Genomic DNA, 26,034 nt, shown 5'->3' with positions numbered 1-26,034 from the left:
TCAAGGGAAATTAGTACATTTGCAAATAAATAGATAAGTGTTATACTATTAATTTAGTGCACAGGCTTAAACTTTTCGATGTTTAAAACATCAAATGGAAAAAAACGGAAAATTAACGTATTAAATACATCAAAAAATGAAAAAGATTATTATTATGACTTTGATGATGCTATGCACGTTCGGCTATGCGTCAGCACAAAACAAGGCAGACATCAAGTTTGACAAGACATCACACAACTTCGGAACTTTCTCCGAAAAGTCTCCTGTTCAGAAATGCACATTCACGTTTACAAACGTGGGTAACGCACCGCTCGTTATAAATCAGGCTGTGGCAAGTTGCGGTTGCACCGTTGCGGCATATACTAAGACTCCCATAGCACCGGGTCAAAAAGGTGAAATAACAATCACTTACAATGGCACAGGCAGACCGTTCGGGCACTTCAAGAAGAACATAACAATAAGAACAAATGCCATTTCCGAAATGACTCGCCTATACATTGAGGGAGAAATGACAGAATAGTTACATTATAATAACATAACAAAAAAGCATTAAAGTTTTTGTTTATATAAAAAAACAACATTAAAAAGAGGCTGTCAACAAATAACCAATTTGCCAAAAGCAATTGGATTTTGTTGACAGCCTCTTTTAAAATATGTTTTAAAAACGCTTCATAGTGTAGTCTATGACAAACCAAATATGACATTCAGTAAATCAATTTCGCCCAAATTACCCATCAATTTCGCCCAAATTGCAAACCAAATTCGCCCAAATTGCTGAGGAATCTCGCCCAAATTGTTTTAGGCAATATATACTTTGCATTTATGAGGCAATACCAAATCAGAATGAATAGTTGAATCCAAGCGATAAATATTCTTTCAACTGCCAATATCCATGATGACCATTACGTGCCGCACCATCATCAAAACGAGGATATATGAACAGGTTTGTTGATATGTATTTGTTGAATTGGAACATGAAAGTGTTCTCCCACTCCAACTCTGCACGCTTGTAAGTGGTATATCCATAAACTCGCGTCTTCCATTTTATATTGTCGGATAAAACCCATAACAATTCTACTGTGAACTGCGAACCGAAATCGTGCAGCACACGATGTCCCTCATCAAGACCATATCGCGTTGACAACTCTTTCCTGTTCACATATCTGAAATTATAGGCGAGTGGTGCAATATGCAGATTTCCTGTAAGTTTCTTTTTGAAAGCATCTACCGTATAGTCCATACCTAAAGATAGGTTAACGTTCAAAGGGGACAGGAAATCGGAATAAACAAAGGCATCGTTAGACTTATATCCATGTGTAAACTGCGTATTAGCAATTAACTGAAGCGTGTAATACCACTTGTTCGAGGCCTGCAATCCCAATTTACTTGTGTATCGTATAAGGTCTTCCGAAGCCTTGAAAGAGTGAAGGGAGTCACTGCGTGAACTCTGAAATCCAAGTTTCAGTTCAAGTTTATTTTCCCATTTCAGTTTCTGCTTATTGTTATAGTTTGCTTCCATTGTGAGGCTTCCAACCATAGAGTAGTTACTCTCACCACCCTTATGCCAGTTACTTGAAATGTAATTCTGTAGGAATTGAAGATAATAATCTCCTTTTACAGTCCAGAAATTTGGTTTGCTGACAAACACTTCAACAGGTTCAAAGATAGGTTCTTCGACCACAGGTTCAACCTTTTCAGAAAGTATAACATTCTGCATTATAGGCTTCTTTATTGCCTCTACTTTTCCTGTGGCAAGCAAGCGATTCTCGGTGTTCTCAACAAGGTCGGGGCGTTTCAAATATAACGACAATAAAGTTTTGTCCACATTGTTTTCCACGGCATCCACATACTGTGAGTTATCACTCAGCCGCAATTCCTTTCTTGCAGGCGAATGATAGAACGTAAACGGAGCGAAAAGTCTGTAATAACGAGCATCTAATTCCGGATAATCGGCCTTTGTGATATTTGTTCTGCTGTGATATAGAGAATCCATGTATTGTCTTACCACCAACGAATCGTTGCCGGCATCAATATTTGCACAAAAAAACAATACGAGAAGAACTGATAATACGGTCTTATTCATACTGAAACATGATAATATTGTTGTAAAAAATTATAATATAACATATAAAACGGCGGCAAAGGTACAACATTAAATCATATTTTTCGACAACTTAAACATTATTTTGCCAAAACAAAGAGTATCTTTTTGCAGTATAAAAGAATTTTTGTAATTTTGCGCCTTGTATTATTTATAAGAATAAAAAGAATATATAAAATATGAACATGAATAAGAATACGATTATCGGATTCGTGCTGATTGCACTTGTATTTATCGGCTTTAGTTGGTGGAATCGCCCTTCTGAGGAGGACATTCGCAAACAACAGATACAAGACTCGATTGCACAAGTGAACAAACAAAAGTTAGAGAGCGAACTTGCCGAAAAGAACAAGTCGGAAAAAGAAAATCAACAAAACACAACACAAGAAGTCGCGAAAGATAGTACAGCACTATTTTATAGCGCACTAACAGGAACAAACGTGCCTGTAATACTGAAAAACTCGAAACTGGAACTTACGATAGGAACTAAAGGTGGTACGATAAACAAAGCCGTAGTAAAAGGATTCAAAGACCGTAATGGGAACAAGGATGTGATTCTGTTTGATGAAAAAGATCAGCAGATGAAATTCATGCTCTCAGGAAAAGAAATGAACATAAACACTGAAGATTTGTATTTCACACCGTCAGAACAAACAGACTCTACCGTAACGCTCACAGCAACGACCAAAAACGGACAGACATTAGAGATGAGATACAATTTAGGAGAAGATTATTTGTTACATTTCTCCATTGCCGCAAAAGGTATGGAAACTCTTTTCCCACCTACATATAACAGCATTGATATTCATTGGACAGAGCGTTGCAGGCAACAGGAACGCGGATTCACATTTGAAAACAGATATGCTACCCTGACCTATAAGGAAAAGGATAGTGGCACGGATTATCTTAATGAATCAAAAGAATATGCTGACGAGAAAATTGAAGAAGCACTCGATTGGGTAGCATTCAAGAATCAGTTCTTCTCTTCTGTGATAATAGCAAAGGACGGATTTGCAAGCAATTCGCTGATGACATCTCTGCCGCAAAGTAAGGAAACGGAATATTTGAAGCAGTATGGAGCGAAACTAAAGACCAGTTTCGACCCAAAGGGAAACACCCCTACCGAACTGGAGTTCTTCTTTGGACCCAATGATTTCCAACTACTTCAGACAGTTGAGAAAAAAAGCAAGTTCAATAAAGAACTCGACCTCGAACGCCTTGTATATCTCGGTTGGCCATTGTTCCGCATCATAAACAGGTGGTTCACAATCTACGTGTTCGACTGGCTCACAAGTTTAGGCTTCCCAATGGGTATCGTTCTCATTCTCATCACACTGCTGCTGAAACTCATCACATTCCCTATGGTGAAGAAGAGTTACATGTCATCGGCAAAGATGCGCGTACTGAAACCGAAACTCGATGAGGCGACAAAGCAATACGACAAGCCTGAAGACCAAATGATGAAACAACAGGCAATGATGCAGATGTATTCTCAATACGGAGTGTCGCCACTCAGTGGCTGTCTGCCAATGCTGATACAGATGCCTATATGGATTGCCATGTTCAATTTCGTTCCTAACGCCATACAACTAAGAGGTCAGAGTTTCTTGTGGATTGACGATCTCTCCACATACGACCCAATCATTGAATGGGGAAGCAACCTGTGGCTCATCGGTGACCACCTCTCACTTACCTGTGTACTCTTCTGTGTCGCCAACGTGCTGTACTCGTGGATGACAATGCGTCAGCAGCGTGACCAGATGGTAGGACAGCAGGCAGAACAGATGAAGATGATGCAATGGATGATGTTCCTCATGCCGGTGATGTTCTTCTTCATGTTCAACGATTATTCGTCAGGACTCAATTTCTACTACTTCATTTCGCTATTCTTCAGCGCAGCCATAATGTGGACTCTGCGAAAAACCACTAACGACGAGAAACTTCTTGCCATTCTTGAGGCTCGTTATAAAGATAACAAGAACAAGCCTAAGAAACAAGGAGGTTTTGCCGCACGCCTCGAAGCGATGCAGAAACAGGCAGAGGAAATGAGAAAAATGCGTGAACAACAATCCAAGAAATAAAACATACTAATTTATGAACAAAACACTATTGATGGCTGTTGCCATGCTGCTTGCAGGCAGCACAAGCATTAAGGCTCAAGACATGAGAAAGGAAAAACCTATCTTGAAAAACGACATCAAGTTGAACAGCGACCTTATGACACCGGAGGCTCTCTGGGCAATGGGACGCATCGGCGGATATGCCGCTTCGCCGGACGGAAAACTGATTGTGTATAACGTTGCCTATTACAGCGTGAAAGAGAACAAGGGACACCACGTGCTTTATATCATGAACGCAGACGGAAGCAACAAAAAACTGCTAACCACCTCTACAAAGAACGAAACTGACGCCGCGTGGATTGAAGGTGGCAAGCGCATAGCATTCCTTACGGGAGGACAGATTTGGAGCATGTTGCCGGATGGTAGCGACCGTAAGCAGATGACAAACGATAAGACCGGAATAGATGCTTTCAGGTTCTCACCGGACGGAACACGTGTTGTTCTCGTAAAGCAGATACCATATCACGAGAGCATAAAGGAGAATCCGGAAGACCTGTCGAAAGCAACAGGACGCGTGGTAACCGACCTTAATTATCGCCATTGGGACGAATATGTTGAGTCTATACCACACCCCTTCCTTGCAAACGTTAGCAACGGAAGCATCTCGGAAGGCATCGACATCATGGAAGGCGAACCTTTCGAGTGTCCGGTGAAACCATTCGGAGGCATCGAGCAGATTGACTGGAGTCCCAACTCAAAGAGCATTGCATACACAAGTCGCAAGAAAGTCGGGGTGGATTATATGATTTCAACCGATACTGACATATATTTATATAATGTAGGAAGCAAAGAAACTATCAACCTCTGCAAACCCGCAGGATATGTTGCACCAAAGGTTGATCCGACAAAAACCATGCAAACCCAGAGCGTGAACTCTAAAGAAAACCTGAAGAACAATCCCGGATATGACCAGAACCCGAAGTTCTCACCAGACGGAAAGCAGGTTGCATGGCTGTCAATGGCACGCGATGGATATGAAAGTGACCGCCAACGTCTGTGCGTATATGACTTCGGTACTGGCGAAAAGAAATATGTTACCGACAAGTTCGACTCTAACGTAGATGACTTCTGCTGGGCAGATGGTAAAGATGCTATGTTTTATTTCATCGGTGTATGGCATGCAACAGAGAATATGTATGCTATCAATGCAAAGGGTGAAATAAAGCAACTCACTGACACATGGCACGATTTCGGTTCATTGCAGATGCTCAATAAGAAACAGATATTGGCCGAAAGACATAGTTGCTCACAGAGTGCCGACCTGTATGTTGTAACCCCTTCAAAGAAAGAAACGAAGGTTGAACAGATAACAAACGAGAACAAACATATCTTCGACCAACTCTCAATAGGTAAGGTTCAGCAGCGTTGGACAAAGACAACCGATGGTAAAGATATGCTGTACTGGGTGATTCTACCTGCAAACTTTGACGAAACAAAGAAATATCCTACGTTATTGTTCTGCGAGGGCGGACCTCAAAGTCCGGTTAGTCAGTTCTGGAGTTACCGTTGGAACTTCCAGATAATGGCAGCCAACGGTTATGTGATAATTGCTCCAAATCGTCGTGGCCTTCCCGGATTCGGCAGTGAGTGGTGTGAGCAAATATCCGGTGATTGGACCGGCCAATGTATGAAAGACTATATCTCTGCGATAGATGACGCATGCAACAACCTGCCATACGTTGACAAAGACCGTCTCGGTGCCGTAGGTGCTTCGTTCGGTGGCTTCTCTGTATATTATCTCGCCGGTCATCATAACAAACGTTTCAAGTGTTTCATTGCACACGATGGTGCTTTCAACCTTGAGGCAATGTACACAGAAACAGAAGAGACTTGGTTCTCAAACTGGGAATACGATGATGCTTACTGGAACAAAGACCAGACAGAACGTGCACGCCGCACGTACGAAAACTCTCCGCATAAGTTCGTTGACAAATGGGACACACCCATATTGTGTATTCATGGAGAGAAAGACTACCGAATCAACTATACACAGGGAATGTCTGCATTCAATGCTGCACGTCTGCGCGGTATTCCTGCCGAGTTGCTTATCTATCCTGACGAGAACCACTGGGTGCTGAAACCACAGAACGGTGTGCTCTGGCAGCGTACATTCTTCGGCTGGCTTGACAGGTGGTTGAAATAATTGATAATTGACAGATTAAAATAATAATAGGCAATAATTAATTAATAATATCATGACCCAAACAATTCAAAAAACACTGAGAGACTCGGCGGGAATGCGCTGGACTGCTCTCTTGCTCTTGGCATTTGCCATGTTCTGTTCATACATCTTTATGGACATTCTCTCCCCTATTAAGGACTTGATGCTCTCAGAGCGCGGATGGGACTCTACTTCGTTCGGAACGATGCAAGGTTCAGAGACATTCCTTAATGTCTTTGTATTCTTCCTCATCTTTGCCGGTATAATTCTCGACAAGATGGGTGTTCGCTTCACCGCAATACTATCCGGAGCGGTGATGCTCATTGGTGCTATTATAAAATGGTATGCGGTTTCAGACGCTTTCGTTGGTAGTGGCATTGAGGTATGGTTCACAAACAACCTTAATCACATCCCGGTATTCGAACAACTTGGCGTTTCTCCGTTCTTCGAAGGTATGCCGGCATCGGCAAAGGTAGCATCGTGCGGATTTATGATTTTCGGTTGCGGTGTTGAAATGGCCGGTATTACCGTGAGCCGCGGTATCGTGAAGTGGTTTAAAGGGCGTGAAATGGCATTGGCAATGGGTTCAGAGATGGCTCTTGCTCGTCTCGGTGTTGCCACATGTATGATATTCTCACCTTTCTTTGCCAAACTTGGTGGTGAGATTAGCGTAAGCCGTTCTGTTGCGTTCGGTGTGGTATTGCTCTGTATCGCACTCATAATGTTCATTGTATATTTCTTCATGGACAAGAAACTTGACTCTCAAACAGGAGAGGCAGAGGAAAAAGATGACCCGTTCAAGATTTCGGATTTGGGACAGATTCTTACCTCAAGTGGCTTCTGGCTCGTAGCACTGCTCTGCGTTCTCTACTATTCTGCGATATTCCCATTCCAGAAATATGCTGTGAACATGCTTCAGTGCAACCTCACATTCACCGAGCTTGACCCCAATTCTTTCTGGGCAGGTTCAACTGTAACCATTGTGCAATACATAATCATGCTTGTGGTTGCGGCAGCAGCATTCTCATTCAACTTCATGAAGAAACAGGCAATGAAATACACAATGCTTTGCTTGGCAATCGTGTCACTTATAACATTCTGCTACATGGGTTACATGCGTCAGTCGGCAGAAACCATATTCGCCGTATTCCCACTCCTCGCCGTTGGTATCACACCGATACTCGGAAACTATGTTGACCATAAAGGTAAGGCTGCAACCATGCTCGTGCTCGGTGCACTGCTGCTTATTGGATGCCACCTCACGTTCGCATTCGTTCTTCCGATATTCAAGGGAAGTGAGGCCGGAGGCGTAATCATTGCCTACGTGACAATCCTCGTTCTTGGTGCAAGTTTCTCACTCGTTCCCGCATCATTGTGGCCAAGCGTTCCAAAACTTGTTGATGCAAAGGTTATAGGTTCGGCATACGCTTTGATATTCTGGATTCAGAACATCGGTCTGTGGCTGTTCCCATTGCTCATCGGTAAGGTCCTCGACAATACCAACGAAGGTGTTACAGACCCAACGAAATACGATTACACTGCTCCGCTCGTGATGCTCGCAAGCCTTGGCGTTGCGGCTCTCGTGCTCGGACTCGTGCTTAAGATTGTTGACAAGAAGAAAGGTCTCGGTCTTGAAGAACCTAATATAAAGTAATGTAAATCCTACATTCGTAAGGGTTCTACCCATCGACTGTAAATAATACCATCGGGGAGTCAGGAATGTTTTAATGAAAGCATAGACTGACTCCCTGATTATTTTTATAAATGTAGTCATATAATGTAGCAGTAACAATAAGTCTTCTCCATAAAAATGTTTGTATTTTCGTTAGAATTGTTGTATCTTTGTATCTGTTAACAAGAATCACATGCAACTAACCGTATATAAAGCAAGTGCAGGTAGCGGAAAAACATTCCGTCTCGCAGTGGAGTATATTAAACTGCTTATAAAAAATCCGGAATACGCACACAGGACAATACTCGCCGTAACCTTTACCAACAAGGCTACCGAAGAGATGAAAGAACGAATAATGTCGCAACTCTATGGTATATGGAAAGAGTTGCCCGACTCTGAAATGTATCTTAAAAAGGTTGCGGAAGAAATTCATATAGACAAACTGGAAGTAAGTCGCAGAGCCGGTATTGCACTAAGTCATCTTATCCATGACTTCGACCATTTCAGAGTTCAGACGATAGATAAGTTCTTTCAGAGTGTCCTGCGAAATCTCGCACATGAGTTAGGGCTTGCTTCAAATCTGCGTGTCGGTCTGAACGATGCCCAGGTAGAGGAAATGGCTGTTGACCAAATGATAGAACAACTATCAGACAAAGACAAGGAATTGGCATGGATTATAGACTACATCTCCAAAAACATCTCCGAAAACAAGAGTTGGAATGTTACCTCGCAGATAAAAAGTTTCGGCAAGACAATATTCAAAGACACATATAAAGAGAAAAGGGACGATATAAACGGAGTTGTCAGTAAGGAAGAAAATTTCAGGTCGTTCTTCGACAGCATGCACGGAATTATCAATAGTTTCGAGAAAGAAATGGCCGAATATGAACCGAAGTTCAGAAAGATTCTCGATGACAACAACGTCACCTTGGACGAATTGAATAAAACGCTATGCGGATATTTCAAAAAACTGAAAGATAAGAAATTCACAATGAAGGAATTGGGGCTGCCTTCATACGTCAAAGCAATAGAAAACCCGGAAGCATGGGTAACAAAGGCCATGACCAAGAAACGTCCCGAACTGCTAAACATTGCGGAGGAGCATCTGACCCCACTTCTGAAAGAGGCTGATGAGCAAGTAAGAAGTGCCCTGATAAGATATAATACGGCAAAGATGTCGCTCACATACATCAGTCAACTCAGACTGTTAAGTGCAATAGAAAAAAAAGTAGGAGAAGTGAATGGAAAAGCCAACCGCTTTCTGCTTAGCGACACGCAACAACTACTATCGGAATTTATTAAAGGTAGTGACTCTCCATTCATCTACGAAAAGATAGGAACACGGATAAATCATATCATGATAGATGAATTTCAAGATACGAGCACCGTACAATGGAGAAATTTCCTCGTACTGCTTGAAGATTGTATGAGTCGAGCAAATCCTAATGAAAATGATGTAGCACAGAACCTGATTGTAGGGGATGTTAAGCAGAGCATATACAGGTGGCGTTCCGGCGACTGGCAACTATTGAACAATATTGAAAGACAGTTTGACAAAAACATACTTAAAGTGGAGCCGATGGACTATAACTTCCGCTCCGCCAAGAACATAATCCTGTTTAACAACGCGTTCTTCGAAACTGCCGTAAGAATTGAAACGGAGAACGAAAGAGAGGTGTGCGGAGAGAAAGCGAATGAAATTGAAAAGGCGTATCATGATGTTGTTCAGCAGATTCCTTACAGTAACAGAGAGGGAGGACTGGTGCAGATTACGTTATTTTCGTCCGGTGACTATGAGGAAAGGACGCTTGATAAAACCGTTGAAATAGTAGATGAACTTGTGGAAAAAGGCATTCCTCTAAAAAAGATTGCAATACTACTAAGAACCAACAGTGATATAACTCTCATCGCAGAGAAATTCATGCAGACAAGACCGGATATTCATATCGTGAGCGACGAAGCCTTCAAACTTGAAGCATCATTGGCCGTAAACATGATAATAGAATCACTACACCTACTGCTTCATCCCGAAGATTTGTTAACAAGAGCAACATTAGCAAAGCAATATCAAAGGAATATAATGTCAAGCAGCAAGACTGAAGGCGATATGATGAGCAATGCCGATGAGGATAAGATAAACGCGCTATTGCCGAAAGATTTCACAGAATGTTTCGATAAGATGATAGAGATGCCGCTTGTAGAACTTATTGAATATATATATAACGTACTAAGTCTCCATCGGCTGAACGAACAAAGTGCATACGTATGTGCTTTCAATGATGCTGTAAACGAGTTTTCCGAAGACTATTCACCGGGAATAGAGACACTGCTTAAGGAATGGGAAGAAGAACTTCACTCTAAAAACATACAGAGCGACGAAATTGACGGCATACGCCTGCTCACCATACACAAGAGTAAGGGACTTGAATATGATAATGTAATATTGCCTTTCGCAAGTTGGAAAACCGGCAGTAAGGGCATGATTTGGTGCAGCACAGACGAAGAACCTTTTTCCCGCATGCCACTAATACCGGTTAGATATAGTAAGGAAATGAACAATAGTTATTTCGCAGAAGACTACAAGCATGAACATTTGCAAAACACTGTGGATAACATGAACATGCTTTACGTGGCTTTTACCCGCGCCGTAAACAATCTTTATGTAATAGGAAAGAACGAAGGAAAGGGGTATCGTTCGTACATAATAAGCCAGTCGCTTGGCGAAGTAGTAGATAAACTTGACGGTGCAATGCTTTCGGGTGTGTGTACCGATAACGACAATAAGGATAAGGATAAAACTGCTGAAGACATTGAGTTCTGCTATGGTTCGTTCAAAACAGGAGACGAAGGCAATAGAAAAGAGTCATCAAACATTTTCTCACAAAAAACAAGCAAGATAAAAGTAAATGTTGAAACATTCCCTGTTCCCGTAAGTTTCCGACAAAGCAACAAGAGCGTGGAATTCACCATGTCTGAACAAAACAACACCGGTAGCACGACATATATCAAACGGGGAAATATCCTCCATAATATCTTTTCACAGATAGTAACGACCGATGATGTTGTACGTGTCCTTAAAGAAATGGAACAAGATGGTATTCTATACGATGAATTATCGCGCGAAGACATTCTTTCTGCCATCAAGAAGTGTCTTGAAAATCAAATAGCAGCAGAATGGTTCTCCGGAAAATGGAAAACATTCAGAGAATGTTCGGTATTGGAATTTGAGAACGGAAAGTTTTGTGAACATCGTCCCGACCGTGTTATGACAGACGGCAAGAGCACAATAGTGGTTGACTATAAATTCGGAACGCAACGCACATCACACGAAAATCAAATACGCCGCTATATGCGATTGTTAGATGATATGGGACATCAGAACATCAAAGGCTATCTGTGGTATGTAGATAAGAACATTATTAAGGAATTTGACAACTAAGCGAATCATGACATCATTTTTAGAACATATAGCAGAAGATATTATTGCTAAACACGGCACAGACCTCTCTGACATCACGATAGTATTCCCGAACAAGAGAGCATCGCTTTTCCTTAACGAAGCTCTCGCTCTGAAAGCGGGTAAACCGATGTGGAGTCCACAATACGTAACGATAAGCGAACTATTCAGAAGTCAAACTGAAACGGTTGTCGCTGACCCAATAAAACTTGTGTGCGAACTTTTCAAAGTGTATTCGGTATATCATGGCTCAGCAGAACTGACACTTGACAAATTCTACGGCTGGGGGCAACTTATGATTGCCGACTTCGACGACATCGATAAGAATATGGCCGATGCGGATGCCGTATTCTCAAACGTCACGGCATTCCACGAACTTGAAAGCAAAATGGAATTCACTCCGGAACAAAAGAAAGCCATAGAGCGTTTCTTCAACATCGTGCTCGACAACGAAAACTCAGAACTGAAAGAAAATTTCATAAAGGCTTGGAACAGCCTTGCCGAAATATACCATAAATTCAACGAAACACTCGCCAACGAAGGGCTTGCATACGAGGGAGCATTATATAGGAAAGTGATTGAAGACGGAAAACTCCGCCTGAACTCAGGAAAATATATTTTCGTTGGTTTCAACGTAGTTCAGGAAGTGGAGATACGCCTTTTCTCAATGCTACATGAAGAGGGACGTGCGTTATTTTACTGGGACTATGACGAATATTTCATGCACGAACACAACACCGTGGCAAACGAGGCCGGCAAATATATCTCTCGGTTAAGAGAAAAATTCGCCAACCAACTTGCGCCGAACCGCACCGATATATTCGACACGATGAAAGAGAAGAAGGAGATAAAATATATCTGCGCTCAAACGGAGAATATTCAAGCACGATACATAAGTCAATGGCTTAATGACAACAACCGCATGTTGCATGGCAGGCGCACAGCCATCGTAATGTGTGACGAAACACTTCTGCGAACCATTATCCATTGTCTCCCTTCCGAAATTCCGGCCGTAAACGTAACCACCGGTTATCCTCTTTCTCAAGCACCGATAACAACACTGATAACCAATTTCCTCGCATTACATTCCGAAGGTTATGCCGAGGACGGACACGTGTTCCGACTACACTTCATCAACTCGGTGCTCTCCCACCCTTATTCAAGATATATATCGGAAAAGGCATTACTGCTGCGCGCCGAACTTAATAAGCATCACCGCTACTTCCCGAAATCAGAAGAACTTATGCTTGACGAACATCTATCGCTCTTGTTCGCCCCCGTTGATATGGCATCTGAGAACTACAACAGACAGATTACAAAGCGAATGGCCGATATCGTGAAACATATCGCAATGCATTTCCCAAAGGAAAACGTACAAGAGAACGGATTTGCCGTGGAGTCGTTGTTCAGAACCTATACCCTGTTGACACGCATAGAGAACCTGATAACGGCCGGTGACCTGATCGTGGGATTTGAAACATTGCGCCGACTGATAATGCAAATTATCGGTACTACATCCATCCCATTCCACGGAGAGCCTGTCGAGGGTGTGCAGATAATGGGAGTGCTCGAAACGAGAAACCTCGATTTCGACCACGTCCTCATACTATCATGCAACGAGGGGAACATGCCCAAGGGCGTTAGCGACTCATCGTTCATCCCCCACTCTATACGATATGGTCATGGCCTTACAACAATAGAAAACAAAGTGTCGGTCTATGCCTACTATTTTAATAGTATCATACAGCGATGCAAGGACGTAACAATAGTATATAACAACTCTACCGAGGGCGGGCAGACAGGAGAAATGTCGCGGTTCATGGTTCAAATGATGGTTGAAAAGCCTAATACATGGAACATCTCCAAACATGTTTTATCCGCAGGGCAAAATACAAGAGCCTCAATCCCGACGGATATTCCAAAGGACAAAAAAGTTGCAACAGTCCTTGAGAACATTGATTACTTATCACCTACCGCAATCAATAATTACCTGTATTGCCAATTACGTTTCTTCTACAGATATGTGGCACGACTGAAAGAGAACAACGAGTCGGACGATGACACCATCGACAACCGCATCTTCGGTCTTATATTCCACGATGCGACAGAGATACTATATAACAAGGCCGGCGAATCCATAATAACACGCAGCACGTTACAAGCATTACTGAAAGACAAAGCCGGAATATACCGTGCCATTGACGAAGCGTTCAAAAAGGAACTATTCAAGGTAAACGGCAATTATGATTTCAAACCGAATTATAACGGAATACAACTCATCAACCGAGAAGTAATAAGGCAATACGTGGAAATGCTGATAAGGCTTGACATCAAACTTGCACCGTTCATAATCATCGGACTTGAGTATGACGTGTTCGAGGACATAACAATACAAACGAATAACGGCGAAAGAACAATAAAAGTAGGAGGACGCATAGACCGAATTGATAAAGTAACCGACCCGGAAAGCGGACAGGAGATAATAAGAGTTGTCGACTACAAGACGAGCTCCAGAGAAATAACATCTCCGCTTGCCGACGTTGAGGCAGTGTTCTACCCGCAGGCAAAACGCGACAGGCACCGTGACTATTACTTTCAGTCCATGCTCTACGCCATGCTTATCAGCAGACAACAAAAAGGAAACCGCAAACCGGTATCTCCTGCATTGCTTTTCATACAACATTCATATGCCGATGACACCAACCCCATACTTTTCTTCAAGCCGGGCAAAGAGAAAGAATATATAAACGACATTGCAAGCATGGAAAATTCGTTCATGGAAAACACAAAAAGAATAATGGCCGAAATTTTTGACACTACCACAACATTCAAACCCACAAAAGTGAGTGAACGTTGTAACCTATGTCCATATAAAAAACTCTGTTGGTAAAGAATTAAAAAACTAATAAATACCTCATTAAAAGCAATATAGCAACACACATAATGCTATATTGCTTTTTTTATATACATAAAAATTAATATCGGACAATGAAATAAACAATGACATATAAAGTCTTTAAAAATATCCATACATATTTTCGTTTCCATAGCATATCAACTGGGATTTTTAACTTAGAGAAACACAGCATGTATTAAACTTTAAAATTACTGCTAATATTACAATGATTTATTGTAACTTTGCACTCACAAATATAAACAATATGGAAAGAAATTGTATAATAAACAGATATCCTGCAAAGGAAAAGACAATATATTTTCCGGAAACAGAAATGATGAAGCCGATTAGAATCTTACTTTTGGGGTCAGGAGGACGTGAGCATGCCCTTGCATGGAAAATCTCACAAAGCACAAAATGCGAGAAACTATATATAGCACCGGGCAATGCCGGAACCGAAAATGTCGGCGAAAATGTACAGATTGGTGTTAACGAATTTGACAAGTTGAAGGATTTTGCTGTTATCAACAACATTAATATGGTAGTTGTAGGACCGGAAGACCCACTCGTCAAAGGAATCTACGACGAGTTCGGCAACGATGAACGAACCAAGCATATATCCGTTATCGGTCCATCGAAGCAAGGTGCCGTACTCGAAGGGTCTAAAGATTTTGCAAAAGCATTCATGCAACGGCACAATATTCCTACGGCACAATATCGCACTTTCGACGGAACGATGCTTGACGAGGGACTAAAATTCCTTGAAACACTGAAAGCCCCGTATGTACTTAAAGCCGATGGACTATGCGCGGGAAAGGGAGTATTGATACTGCCAACTCTTGATGAGGCAAAGAAAGAATTGCGCGAAATGCTCGGCGGAATGTTCGGAAACGCATCGGCAAAGGTTGTAATAGAGGAATTCCTATGCGGCAAAGAATGTTCCGTATTTATTCTCACTGACGGCAAGAACTACCAAATACTGCCCGAAGCAAAAGACTACAAACGCATCGGAGAACATGATACGGGCCTAAATACCGGTGGAATGGGCAGCGTAACACCGGTTCCTTTCGCCACAAGAGAATGGATGGAAAAGGTGGAAAACAGAATCATACGCCCCACCGTTGAAGGCTTGGCAAAAGAAGGCATCGATTATAAAGGATTCATATTCTTCGGACTTATCAACGTTGACGGAGAGCCTATGGTAATAGAATACAACTGTAGAATGGGCGATCCGGAAACAGAAAGTGTAATGTTACGCTTGAAGAGCGACATCGTAGAACTGTTCCAAGGCGTTGCTCTCGGAAATCTCGACAAACGAACAGTGGAGTTTGACGACCGTACAGCGGTTTGCATAATGCTTGTTAGCGGTGGTTATCCGCAAGAATATAAGAAAGGTTACGAAATTCAAGGAATCGAAGATGTCTGCGAAAGCATTGTTTTCCATTCGGGCACAGCATTAAAAGACGGAAAGGTTGTCACAAATGGCGGACGCGTGATTGCAGTTTCTTCATACGGAAAAGACAAGGAAGATGCTCTCGAAAAATCATTCACCGGAGCAAATAAGATAAAATTCACCGACAAGTATTTCCGTACCGATATTGGTAAGGATATTTAGGCATTGAACATTGAGGGATAAGCGTTGATGGAAGATTTAAAAGGGATAGTATGATTAAGCGACTTCAGAACAAAATTGCAGAGAGCAGGCTGGCACTACCGGTAACAAGCGTAATAGCGATTGTGCTATGGTTTGTTTATGGTTTGGTGCAACAAAATTTATGGCTTTCATCTATTTGTTTTGCAGTAACAACATACCTTATGGTGGAACTGAACAATTCCAATTCACTGATACGCATATATAGCCGAATGGTGTCCTGCTCATTCATGTTCATGATATGCAGTTCGGTCTATCTGTTTTCCTCCTTAAAAGGCGGAATAATAGAGGTTTGCACAGCACTGTTCTATATTTTGTTTTTAAAATCTTTTCAGAATCGCAATGCAATGGTTTGGGTGTTTTATGCCTTTTTATGCGTAGGCATTTCAAGTATATTATTTGTTCAGACACTCTTTTACGTGCCATTATTATGGATAATGCTTGCCACCAACATGACAGCACTAAACTGGCGTACATTCTTTGCATCACTATTCGGACTTATTCTGCCATATTGGTTCATGGCCGGATATTATGCATATTTAGGAGATTTCTCTGAACCAATCAACCATATCATTTCGATTGCCGAATTCGGAAGCATCGCTAATATTTTCTGTCTCAACGCATATAATATCATAACTTTTACTTTCGTAATGATATGTGCAGCTATCGGAACTGTTCATTTTTTGCGAAACAGCAACTGGGACAAGATACGCACCAGAATGATTTTTGAGATGTTCATAACCATTAACACTGCAACAATAACATTCATTATTCTTCAGCCTCAGCATTTCGACTTTCTTATACGTATAGCAATAATAAACACGAGTCCGTTGATAGCACATTTCATATCTCTGACTCATACCCGTCTTACAAATATCGCTACACTTTTACTCATGGCAACTGCAATATTAATCCCCGTATTAACTTACTTTTTAGGCCTGTGGACTCCATTACTGACATTCTGATTGGATACGGATATTGGGGCATGTTGCTATCTGCCTTTCTCGCCGGAAGCGTTTTTCCATTCAGCAGCGAGGCTGTAATCCTTGCTTTACTTGCCGCCGGTCTCGATCCGTTGCCACTGATTATATACGGCAGTATCGGGAATGTAGCCGGTAGCATGTTCAACTATAGTGTCGGTAGAATGGGAAAAACGGAGTGGTTCGAGCGTTATCTGCACATCAGCAACAAGAACATGAACCGCGCCAAACGCTTTATGGGTGACAGAGGAGCAATAATGGGTTTCTTCGCATTCATCCCAATAATTGGCAGTGCCATAACCGTACTTCTCGGACTTATGCGTTCTAACATATTCCTTTCTATAGCAAGTATAACCATTGGAAAGGTATTGAGATACGTCTTACTTGTATATGGTGCCGACTTATTCATGTAAGGAGTTGACAGTAAGAATTATAACATCTATCAATTCATTATAAACATTAACGCCACACATTCCTGTCACAACACCAAATTAGGCGAAATTGCAGAATAAATTGGGCGAAATTGCTGACCAATTTAGGCGAAATTGAAAAGCAAATCAGCCCAATTTGAAAATACAACTGCTCTGTACTACAATTTTTCCGATGACTGATTAAGGATTAATTGTGAACACATGAGTTGTATATAACTTAAAAAAACAAAAAAGAACATTATCTTACACCATTCTGTCTATTAATTATTGTACCTTTGCATATCATTAAATAAAGGGAAATTTTATAAAACACTCACGATTCAATGAAAAAATTTAGACTGGTCGATAACGTGCTTGGGTGGATGGTTTTTGCCATTGCAGCCATCACTTACTGCCTGACCATTGAGCCGACAGCCAGTTTTTGGGACTGTCCAGAGTTTATCACGACCGGATACAAACTTGAAGTAGGTCACCCACCCGGCGCACCTTTCTTCATGCTTACAGCAAATCTTTTCTCTCAGTTCACAAGCGATGTGACACAGATTGCACGCATGGTGAACACGATGAGTGCACTGCTTTCCGCCACGTGTATATTGTTTCTTTTCTGGAGCATTACACACTTGGTAAGGAAATTGCTTGTGCGTGACATAAGTGAAATGACACTCACTCAGATGATCAGCATCGAGGCGAGTGGTATTGTTGGTGCACTGATTTACACTTTCAGCGACACATTCTGGTTCTCGGCCGTAGAAGCAGAAGTATATGCCTACTCTTCTGCATTCACAGCAATAGTATTCTGGCTGATATTGAAATGGGAAGACCATGCCGACGAACCGCATTCCGACCGCTGGCTGGTGCTCATTACTTACATGACCGGTCTGTCAATCGGTGTTCACTTGCTCAACCTTCTCTGCGTTCCGGCAATCGTATTGGTTTACTATTACCGTCGTTTCCCCAATGCCACACTAAAGGGTTCGCTTGCTGCTTTAGGCATTTCGTTTGTCATTGTGGCTGCAATCTTATATGGTGTTGTTCCCGGAATCATCACTGTCGGAGGTTGGTTTGAGTTGTTCTTCGTGAATACTCTCGGCATGCCGTTCAATTCCGGAACAATCATTTATCTGTTATTGCTGATTTCTGTCGTAATATGGGCCATTTGGGAAACATATTCCGACCATAGTCAGAAGCGTCAAAACATTGCTTACCTCGCTTCTGTAGGTATGCTTGGTATTCCTTTCTACGGATATGGTTGGGGTGCATTCTTTATAGGATTGATAGTTCTTGCAGGACTTGCATTTGTACTATTCTATAAATACCGGGGAAAGAATCTCATCACAACACGCTTCAAGAACACTACTTTGTTGTGTATGCTGATGCTCATGATCGGATATAGCACTTACGCAGTTATTGTTATCCGCTCGGCAGCCAACCCTCCTATGGATCAGAACTCACCAGAAGACATATTTACACTGGGCTCATACCTCAGTCGCGATCAATATGGTTACCGACCGCTGTTTTATGGACAGGCATACACGTCTGAAGTGAAACGCGACTCAAAAGGTTATCCGGTGGAGAGCGGTGGTGCTCCCATCTATCAACGCAAGGAGAAAGCCTCTCCGGACGAAAAAGACAGATATTTTATTGTTGACTACAAGAAGAACTACGTATTTGAACAGAACATGTTCTTCCCACGAATGTATGACCCGGGACATGCAGAGTCGTACGAGAGTTGGATGGGAGGTATTAATGGAAGAATCGTTGCCGGACAATGGGGCGATAACATAAAGATTCCCACACAATTTGAAAACCTGCAATTCTTCCTTTCATATCAGTGTAACTTCATGTATTGGCGTTATTTCATGTGGAACTTTGCCGGACGACAGAATGATATGCAAGGAAACGGCGAGTTGGAATACGGCAACTGGCTTACCGGTTTCAAGCCTATTGACAACTTAAGACTTGGCGACCAAGATATGTTGCCAGATGACTTGAAAAACAATAAGGGGCATAACGTATATTACTGTCTGCCACTGCTGCTCGGTCTGATTGGTTTGTTCTGGCAGGCTTTCTATCAACGCAAGCGTAAGATTACGGTAGATGGAAAGACAACAGAAGAGGTTGACCCTGTCGGAATACGCCAGTTCTGGGTGGTATTCTTCCTATTCTTCATGACCGGTTTGGCCATTGTGATTTACCTTAATCAAACTCCGGTGCAACCACGCGAACGCGACTATGCTTACGCAGGCTCTTTCTATGCTTTTGCAATATGGTGTGGTATCGGCGTGGCCGGAACAATTGACATGCTCGGACGCATGAAGTTGAAAGGTGTGGTACCGGCAATCGTTGTAGGACTGGCTTCACTCGGCGTTCCTGTTCTCATGGCATGCCAAAACTGGGACGACCATGACCGTTCGGGAAGATACATGTGTCGCGATTTCGGTCAGAACTATCTGATGTCTCTGCAAGACAACAACTTTCCGATAATTTTCACAAATGGTGATAACGACACATTCCCATTGTGGTATGACCAAGAAACGGAAGGAATAAGGACTGACGCACGTGTGTGTAACCTTAGTTATCTGCAAACAGATTGGTATATCGACCAGATGAAACGTCCGGCATATAACTCTCCTGCAGTACCTATCACATGGCCGCGAATCAATTATGAGAGTGGTACAAACGACTGGGTAATCATAGACCCAAGCGGAAAGCAACAGATACTCGATTTCTACAGACAGAATCCTGAAGAAGCGCGTAAGCAACTCGGTGATGACCCATTTGAAATATCGAACATATTCAAATATTGGCTGCACAACGAAAACCCGGATATGCGTGTTATACCTACCGACACGCTACACTTGAAAGTGGATAAGGAAGCAGTTCGCCGCAGCGGAATGTTCATGCCGAGCGACACCATACCCGACATCATGGAAATATCGCTTGCCGGTCGTCGCGGATTGTCAAAATCAGACATCATGCTTCTTGAAATGCTCGTGCAGTGTAATTGGACACGGCCGATGTATGTGGCAACAACCGTGGGCTCTGAAAACTTCATGAGTTTGGGCGAAAACTTTGTTTGTGAAGGATTGACTAATCGCATCACTCCATTCAAAACAAACGTTGAGGGTGTCAGGAATTTTGATACAGAACGTGTATATAAGAACCTGATGACACGCTTTAAGTTCGGAGGTTTGAACAAGAAAGGACTTTATCTCGATTGGACCATAATGCGTATGTGCTATACCCACCGCAGACTCTTCGGTGAACTTGCACTCAACCTCATAACAGAAGGCAAGAATGCCAAGGCTTTGGAAGTGCTTGACCGTGCCGAGAAAGAAATACCGGCATACAATGTACCGATAAACTACAGCAGTGGCGGTTTTGAATTTGCAAAGGTATACATAATCGCAGGTAACAAAGCGAAAGCAAAAGTATGGCTCGACGAGACTTTCAAGAATGCCGAGCAATATGTGAAATGGTATCTCTCGCTAAACGATAATCGCTTCTCGCAGTCATACAACGACTGTATGAACAACTTATACATCATGAACAAGTGTATAGAAATTGCTGATGCTTTTGGTGAAAACTACAAGATGAACCTGCAAGAGCGCACTCTCAAACTCGGTGATGTATTCAGATCTAGAGCGGGAATAAAATAAATTCAAAGTCAAATGTTAAAAGATAATGGTCTTGGTGAACTCTCTCACACATACTCCTTTATTTTTTAACATTTGACTTTTATGTTTTATATTTAAATTTCAATAACCCACAGTGTTTATAGAACAGCCTGCCAAATGGTTGCGATGGCTATATCCAAAAGCAACTTGGAGAATGAATCCGAATGAAAGGTCGGTTTATCTGACTTTTGATGACGGACCCATTCCGGAAGCTACGCCGTTCATACTCGACACACTTAAGCAATTCGATGCACAGGCAACGTTCTTCATGGTTGGAGATAATGTAAAAAAACACCCCGACCTGTACGAACGTATTGTAAAGGAGGGGCATCAGATAGGAAACCACACAATGAATCATATCAGTGGTTTCAAGCACTGGACAACAACGTATATAATAAATACTTATCAGGCAAACGAACTTATTCACTCGCACTTATTTCGCCCTCCTCACGGTTGGATGCGTCACAGTCCCTACTATTGGTTGAGCAAATACTACAGGATTGTGATGTGGGACGTTGTCACTCGCGACTACTCAAAACGTGTAACGGCAGAAGACGTACTCGAAAACGTCAAAAAATATACTCGCAACGGGTCGATAATAACATTCCACGACTCTCTGAAAAGCATAGACAAACTACACTATGCATTGCCAAGGGCACTGAAATGGCTGAAAGAACAAGGATATGAATTCCGAACTTTCGATTAGGATAAAAGCCGAGGCCTTAAGTCTCGGCTTTTCTGCTTGTGGCATAGCACGCGCCGAGGCGGTAAGTCATGATGTGGCAAAAGGATTCATGTCATGGCTTGACAATGGCGGCCATGCCACTATGGCATATATGGAAAACCATTTGGAGAAGCGACTCGACCCCCGACTTCTTGTTCCAGGAACACGCAGTATCGTTTCAGTTGCTCTTAACTATGCACCTGCCAATCGTTTACCGGAAGGTGAATATCAGATTGCGGCATACGCATTGGGGCAGGACTATCATGACATCGTAAAGGGAAAACTCAGGGAATTGGTACAGCGTGTATTTGGAAAAGACTCTTCCTACACATCATCCGAGCCTCTTTTCGATAAAGAAAGCATCCGTGTATTCTCAGACAGTGCACCGGTATTGGAACGTTATTGGGCAGTGAAAGCAGGGCTTGGCTGGGTGGGACGCAATCATCAATTGATAATTCCGCGTGCAGGCAGCATGTTCTTTCTCGGAGAAGTGTTTCTGCCAATCGTATTGGAATATGACAGTCCGATGGAGTCGAAATGCGGAAACTGCCATAAGTGTATAGATGCCTGTCCTACAAAAGCATTGATGATGAGTGGAGAAAACAAAGGCCATTGTACCTTTCTCTCATCGAAATGCCTCTCTTATCAGACAATAGAAAACCGAGGTGACATCCCGGACGATATGGCTAAGGCAATGGGCGATACCATATATGGGTGCGACCGTTGTCAACAGGCATGTCCGTGGAATCGCTATGCCCACCCTACCAACGAACCTTTGCTGCAACCTAAAGAAGAACTCATGGAGATGACACGCGAACAATGGCAGTCACTAAGCGAGGAAGACTATCGTAGATTGTTCAAAGGGAGTGCCGTAAAAAGAGCAAAATACGAAGGATTGATGCGTAATATAAATAAAGTGAAATAACAAGAACGATGAATAAAGAAGAAGCAATAAAAGATTTGGTGAATAGTTTTTTCATTGAATTTACAAAAGAAACAATTATAAAGGAGGTAGGCAAAATGCCTGAGCAACTTGAGCCAAAAATTCTAAAGCAGATAATGCTTGAACACTATGAAGACATCGCAAACGCTTTCCATCAATCCGTATATCCGCAGATTGCGGCAATTAACGGCATTAAAACAAACGATACGACAAAAGAGATAACGCCCGATATGATGAAATCGGTCTGTATGTCAGAGACCCTTTTCAACACAATGGTTGATACTTATCGTAAAAATTTCATTGCCTTACTGCAAGGAAGAATGCCATAACATGATATAATATTTTCGGGAAAACAAAAACAGGGAGAATGTTTACATTAAGACATTCTCCCTGAATATTTCAGTGTGTTTAAAAGTTTATCGTAGAACAATTATGTCAGCACATTCATTCTACCTCTTTTCCTTGCAGGAAAACACGGCGGATAATCGGTGTCGTGTATGCATAAGGAATGAAAGCAAGAGAAGGAATGGGTTGGGTAATAAAGAAATTGGCAACCATTCCCGGAGCAAGCGAGCCATAACTATTGCTAAGTCCCATTGCTGCGGCACCATTTATCGTGGCTGCATTGATTGCTTCTTCCGGTTGCAGTCTCATCTTGATACATGCAAGAGATATAGCAAACTTCATGTCACCAGATGGTGTTGAACCAGGATTATAGTCGCTGGCTATTGCTAACGGCAGACCGGCACTAATCATCTTACGACCGGGAGCGAACGGCATGTTCAGGAAGAAAGATGTCCCCGGCAATGCTGTCGGCATGGTATCGGTGTCGCGCATCATCTCTATGTCTTCATCGGTCATGCTTTCAAGATGATCAACAGAGAGTGCCGAATGTTTTAAAGCCACTTCTACACCTCCTGACGGTGCAAGTTCTTCACCATGTATCTTTCCTCGCATTCCGTAACGTGCACCGGCTTCAAGAATCCTTGATGTCTCTTCAAAGGTAAAGAAACCTTCATCACAGAACACGTCAATGAAGTCTGCCAACCCTTCTGCGGCAACAGCGGGAATCATTTCATTTATTACCAGATTGACATAATCGGACTGTGAATAGCCACGTGCAACAGCATGAGCACCAAGGAAAGTGCTCATAACCTTCAACGGTGTTGTCTCTTTGATACGACGTATTACGCGGAGCATCTTGAGTTCGTCCTCTGTACTAAGTCCGTAACCGCTCTTAATCTCTACCGCACCTGTACCTTTCTTTATTATCTCTCGCACACGATGCATAGACTGCTCATAGAGTTCGTCTTCCGAGAGGTTGTGCAAACGATCTGCACTATTAAGGATACCGCCTCCTTTTCGTGCTATCTCTGCATAACTAAGGCCGTTTATCTTGTCAACAAACTCCTGTTCACGACTACCGGCAAAGACTATGTGGGTGTGACTGTCGCAGAAAGATGGCAGCACGGTGCCACCCTCAGCATCCACAACAGTATCGGCTTGCTGTTCGTATGAGACTGCTGTTGCATTGTCGCCGCATATAGAACCATAAGCCGTTATAATGCCATCAGTAGCAAAGAGCCATGCATCTGAAATGGAAAGGAGTATAGACATTTCTGCCCCTTTCCTTTTCAGAAGTCCATCGGGGTTCAGACCCGCGAGAGTACCGATGTTTTTTACAAACAGTTTCATTTACGCAAGAACTCTATTGAACGCTGAATATACGGATACATCAGTTTGTCATCCTCGATGAATGGCACCGTCTTACGATATTCATCGTATATCTCCATGATCTTCGGTGATGATTTCAGAGGTTTGCGGAAATCAAGAGCCTGAGCGGCATTGAACAACTCTATGGCAAGCACACGCTCAACATTCAGTATTACCTTATATAATTTGATGGCAGCGTTAGCACCCATGCTGACATGGTCTTCCTGATCTTGGCATGATGGTATGCTGTCAACCGATGACGGCATGGCAAGACTCTTGTTAAGTGAAACACATGATGCTGCGGTGTATTGAGTAATCATGAAACCGCTGTTAAGTCCAGGATTTGCAACAAGGAAACTCGGAAGGTTTCGTGTTCCGGAAACCAAACGGTATATTCTTCGCTCAGATATGTTAGCAAGTTCGCTCATTGCAATAGACAGGAAGTCTATAGGTAACGCGATAGGTTCACCGTGGAAGTTTCCGGCAGAGATGATAAGGTCTTCGTCAGGGCATACGGTAGGGTTGTCGGTTGCCGAGTTTATCTCTGTATCTATGACCGAAGTGACATATCTTATGGTATCCTTAACAGCACCATGAACCTGTGGAGCACATCTGAATGAGTATGGATCCTGCACATGTGTCTTCGGAGTCTTTATCAGTTCCGAACCTTCAAGCATCTCTTTCATGCGTGCTGCAGTTTCCAACTGTCCTTTATGTGGACGGACGAGGTGAACAGCCTCCGTAAAAGGCTCTATTCTTCCGTCATAAGCATCAAGTGACATAGATGCGATACGGTCTGCCCAATCGCTAAGACGATAAGCCTGAAGCAATGCCCATACGGCAAATGAACTCATGTTCTGCGTACCATTGAGCAAAGCAAGCCCTTCCTTGCTTGCCAGTTCGATAGGTGTCCAATTCTTGCGGCGCAACATTTCCTCACCCGAAATCACACTGCCCTCATACTCTACTTCACCAAGTCCGACAAGTGGGAGACAAAGATGAGCCAGTGGAACAAGGTCGCCGGAAGCGCCAAGAGAACCCTGACGATAAACAATAGGATAAACTCCGTTATTGAAGAAATCAACAAGTCGTTGCACAGTATCAAGTTTACAGCCTGAATATCCATAACTCAATGACTGAATTTTCAACAACAACATTATCTTAACAATATCGTTCGGAACGCTCTCACCTGTTCCGCAGGCATGACTCTTTATCAAGTTGATTTGCAGTTGAGTAAGTTGATCCTTGCTCACCGACACATTGCAAAGTGAGCCAAATCCTGTTGTCACACCATATACTGGCTCAGGATTGCTTGCAATCTTCTCATCGAGGTAGTTGCGACAACGCTCGATGCGCTGCTTTGCATCATCACTAAGTTCTATTTTATAACCGTTATAGATAATCTCTCCCACACGTTCGATAGAGAGATGTTCTGCACTTATTTTATGTATCATGATTTAATGTTCAGTTATTTTCAGTTGTTGAAAGCCCGTATTATTCGTTTAATA

Annotated in this window: 16 protein-coding genes; 13 read left to right on the top strand and 3 right to left on the bottom strand. The window is 42.5% G+C overall.

Annotated elements, in window-relative coordinates; genetic code table 11:
- Positions 1-136 precede the first annotated feature (136 nt).
- Positions 137-520 (top strand): DUF1573 domain-containing protein, encoded by a 384-nt coding sequence (locus EHV08_RS03490; RefSeq protein ID WP_126678019.1) that lies wholly within the window; start codon positions 137-139, stop codon positions 518-520.
- Positions 521-838: 318 nt separating this feature from the next.
- Here the strand turns inward: EHV08_RS03490 and EHV08_RS03485 are convergent, their stop codons facing one another.
- On the bottom strand, positions 839-2,083 hold the full coding sequence (locus EHV08_RS03485) for a DUF3078 domain-containing protein (RefSeq protein ID WP_126678017.1): 1,245 nt from the start codon (positions 2,081-2,083) through the stop codon (positions 839-841).
- 203 nt (positions 2,084-2,286) lie between these two features.
- Here EHV08_RS03485 and yidC point away from each other — a divergent pair, with 203 nt between their 5' ends.
- The 12 genes from yidC (at position 2,287) to EHV08_RS03425 (ending at position 23,142) form a co-directional block, all read left to right on the top strand.
- The gene (gene yidC, locus EHV08_RS03480) at positions 2,287-4,182 is read left to right on the top strand and encodes a membrane protein insertase YidC (RefSeq protein ID WP_126678015.1); all 1,896 of its coding nucleotides are present in this window, start codon (positions 2,287-2,289) and stop codon (positions 4,180-4,182) included.
- Between the two features lie 13 nt (positions 4,183-4,195).
- On the top strand, positions 4,196-6,364 hold the full coding sequence (locus tag EHV08_RS03475; protein ID WP_126678013.1) for a S9 family peptidase: 2,169 nt from the start codon (positions 4,196-4,198) through the stop codon (positions 6,362-6,364).
- A gap of 52 nt (positions 6,365-6,416) precedes the next feature.
- Complete coding sequence (locus EHV08_RS03470; RefSeq protein ID WP_126678011.1) at positions 6,417-8,036, top strand: MFS transporter; 1,620 nt, start codon at positions 6,417-6,419, stop codon at positions 8,034-8,036.
- 211 nt (positions 8,037-8,247) lie between these two features.
- Positions 8,248-11,493: a UvrD-helicase domain-containing protein gene (locus EHV08_RS03465; RefSeq protein ID WP_126678009.1), complete on the top strand. Its 3,246-nt coding sequence runs from the start codon at positions 8,248-8,250 to the stop codon at positions 11,491-11,493.
- Positions 11,494-11,500: 7 nt separating this feature from the next.
- On the top strand, positions 11,501-14,401 hold the full coding sequence (locus tag EHV08_RS03460) for a PD-(D/E)XK nuclease family protein (protein ID WP_126678007.1): 2,901 nt from the start codon (positions 11,501-11,503) through the stop codon (positions 14,399-14,401).
- A gap of 352 nt (positions 14,402-14,753) precedes the next feature.
- Positions 14,754-16,022 carry a phosphoribosylamine--glycine ligase gene (gene purD / locus EHV08_RS03455; protein WP_126679403.1) on the top strand — a complete coding sequence of 423 codons (1,269 nt, stop codon included), beginning with the start codon at positions 14,754-14,756 and terminating at the stop codon, positions 16,020-16,022.
- Positions 16,023-16,072: 50 nt separating this feature from the next.
- The gene (locus EHV08_RS03450; RefSeq protein WP_126678005.1) at positions 16,073-17,023 is read left to right on the top strand and encodes a hypothetical protein; all 951 of its coding nucleotides are present in this window, start codon (positions 16,073-16,075) and stop codon (positions 17,021-17,023) included.
- Positions 16,999-17,451 (top strand): YqaA family protein, encoded by a 453-nt coding sequence (locus EHV08_RS03445; RefSeq protein ID WP_126678003.1) that lies wholly within the window; start codon positions 16,999-17,001, stop codon positions 17,449-17,451. Before EHV08_RS03450 ends, EHV08_RS03445 begins: the two co-directional genes overlap by 25 nt.
- Before the next feature lie 341 nt (positions 17,452-17,792).
- Positions 17,793-21,128: a protein O-mannosyl-transferase family gene (locus EHV08_RS03440; protein WP_126678001.1), complete on the top strand. Its 3,336-nt coding sequence runs from the start codon at positions 17,793-17,795 to the stop codon at positions 21,126-21,128.
- Positions 21,129-21,240: 112 nt separating this feature from the next.
- The gene (locus EHV08_RS03435; protein ID WP_126677999.1) at positions 21,241-21,852 is read left to right on the top strand and encodes a polysaccharide deacetylase family protein; all 612 of its coding nucleotides are present in this window, start codon (positions 21,241-21,243) and stop codon (positions 21,850-21,852) included.
- Positions 21,830-22,795 carry a tRNA epoxyqueuosine(34) reductase QueG gene (gene queG, locus EHV08_RS03430; RefSeq protein WP_126677997.1) on the top strand — a complete coding sequence of 322 codons (966 nt, stop codon included), beginning with the start codon at positions 21,830-21,832 and terminating at the stop codon, positions 22,793-22,795. Before EHV08_RS03435 ends, queG begins: the two co-directional genes overlap by 23 nt.
- A gap of 8 nt (positions 22,796-22,803) precedes the next feature.
- The gene (locus tag EHV08_RS03425; protein WP_126677995.1) at positions 22,804-23,142 is read left to right on the top strand and encodes a hypothetical protein; all 339 of its coding nucleotides are present in this window, start codon (positions 22,804-22,806) and stop codon (positions 23,140-23,142) included.
- A 115-nt stretch (positions 23,143-23,257) separates the two neighbouring features.
- On the opposite strand, the gene hutI is transcribed toward EHV08_RS03425, so the two are convergent.
- Together hutI and hutH are read right to left on the bottom strand one after the other, a co-directional pair.
- Positions 23,258-24,508: an imidazolonepropionase gene (gene hutI, locus EHV08_RS03420; RefSeq protein ID WP_126677993.1), complete on the bottom strand. Its 1,251-nt coding sequence runs from the start codon at positions 24,506-24,508 to the stop codon at positions 23,258-23,260.
- Positions 24,505-25,980 carry a histidine ammonia-lyase gene (hutH, locus tag EHV08_RS03415; protein WP_126677991.1) on the bottom strand — a complete coding sequence of 492 codons (1,476 nt, stop codon included), beginning with the start codon at positions 25,978-25,980 and terminating at the stop codon, positions 24,505-24,507. The genes hutI and hutH overlap by 4 nt, the downstream gene beginning before the upstream one ends.
- Positions 25,981-26,034: the final 54 nt, after the last annotated feature.

Origin of the sequence: Prevotella koreensis, from assembly GCF_003977605.1 — a bacterium.
Classification (GTDB): Bacteria; Bacteroidota; Bacteroidia; order Bacteroidales; family Bacteroidaceae; genus Prevotella; species Prevotella koreensis.
The sequence above is the reverse complement of the archived record's forward strand: the minus strand, read 5'-3'. Positions and strand labels throughout refer to the sequence as shown.

Coding starts and splice junctions, on each gene's coding strand:
- EHV08_RS03490 (WP_126678019.1), top strand. CDS start 137: ATGAAAAAGATTATTATTATGACTTTGATGATGCTATGCACGTTCGGC.
- EHV08_RS03485 (WP_126678017.1), bottom strand. CDS start 2,083: ATGAATAAGACCGTATTATCAGTTCTTCTCGTATTGTTTTTTTGTGCA.
- yidC (WP_126678015.1), top strand. CDS start 2,287: ATGAATAAGAATACGATTATCGGATTCGTGCTGATTGCACTTGTATTT.
- EHV08_RS03475 (WP_126678013.1), top strand. CDS start 4,196: ATGAACAAAACACTATTGATGGCTGTTGCCATGCTGCTTGCAGGCAGC.
- EHV08_RS03470 (WP_126678011.1), top strand. CDS start 6,417: ATGACCCAAACAATTCAAAAAACACTGAGAGACTCGGCGGGAATGCGC.
- EHV08_RS03465 (WP_126678009.1), top strand. CDS start 8,248: ATGCAACTAACCGTATATAAAGCAAGTGCAGGTAGCGGAAAAACATTC.
- EHV08_RS03460 (WP_126678007.1), top strand. CDS start 11,501: ATGACATCATTTTTAGAACATATAGCAGAAGATATTATTGCTAAACAC.
- EHV08_RS03450 (WP_126678005.1), top strand. CDS start 16,073: ATGATTAAGCGACTTCAGAACAAAATTGCAGAGAGCAGGCTGGCACTA.
- EHV08_RS03440 (WP_126678001.1), top strand. CDS start 17,793: ATGAAAAAATTTAGACTGGTCGATAACGTGCTTGGGTGGATGGTTTTT.
- queG (WP_126677997.1), top strand. CDS start 21,830: ATGAATTCCGAACTTTCGATTAGGATAAAAGCCGAGGCCTTAAGTCTC.
- EHV08_RS03425 (WP_126677995.1), top strand. CDS start 22,804: ATGAATAAAGAAGAAGCAATAAAAGATTTGGTGAATAGTTTTTTCATT.
- hutI (WP_126677993.1), bottom strand. CDS start 24,508: ATGAAACTGTTTGTAAAAAACATCGGTACTCTCGCGGGTCTGAACCCC.
- hutH (WP_126677991.1), bottom strand. CDS start 25,980: ATGATACATAAAATAAGTGCAGAACATCTCTCTATCGAACGTGTGGGA.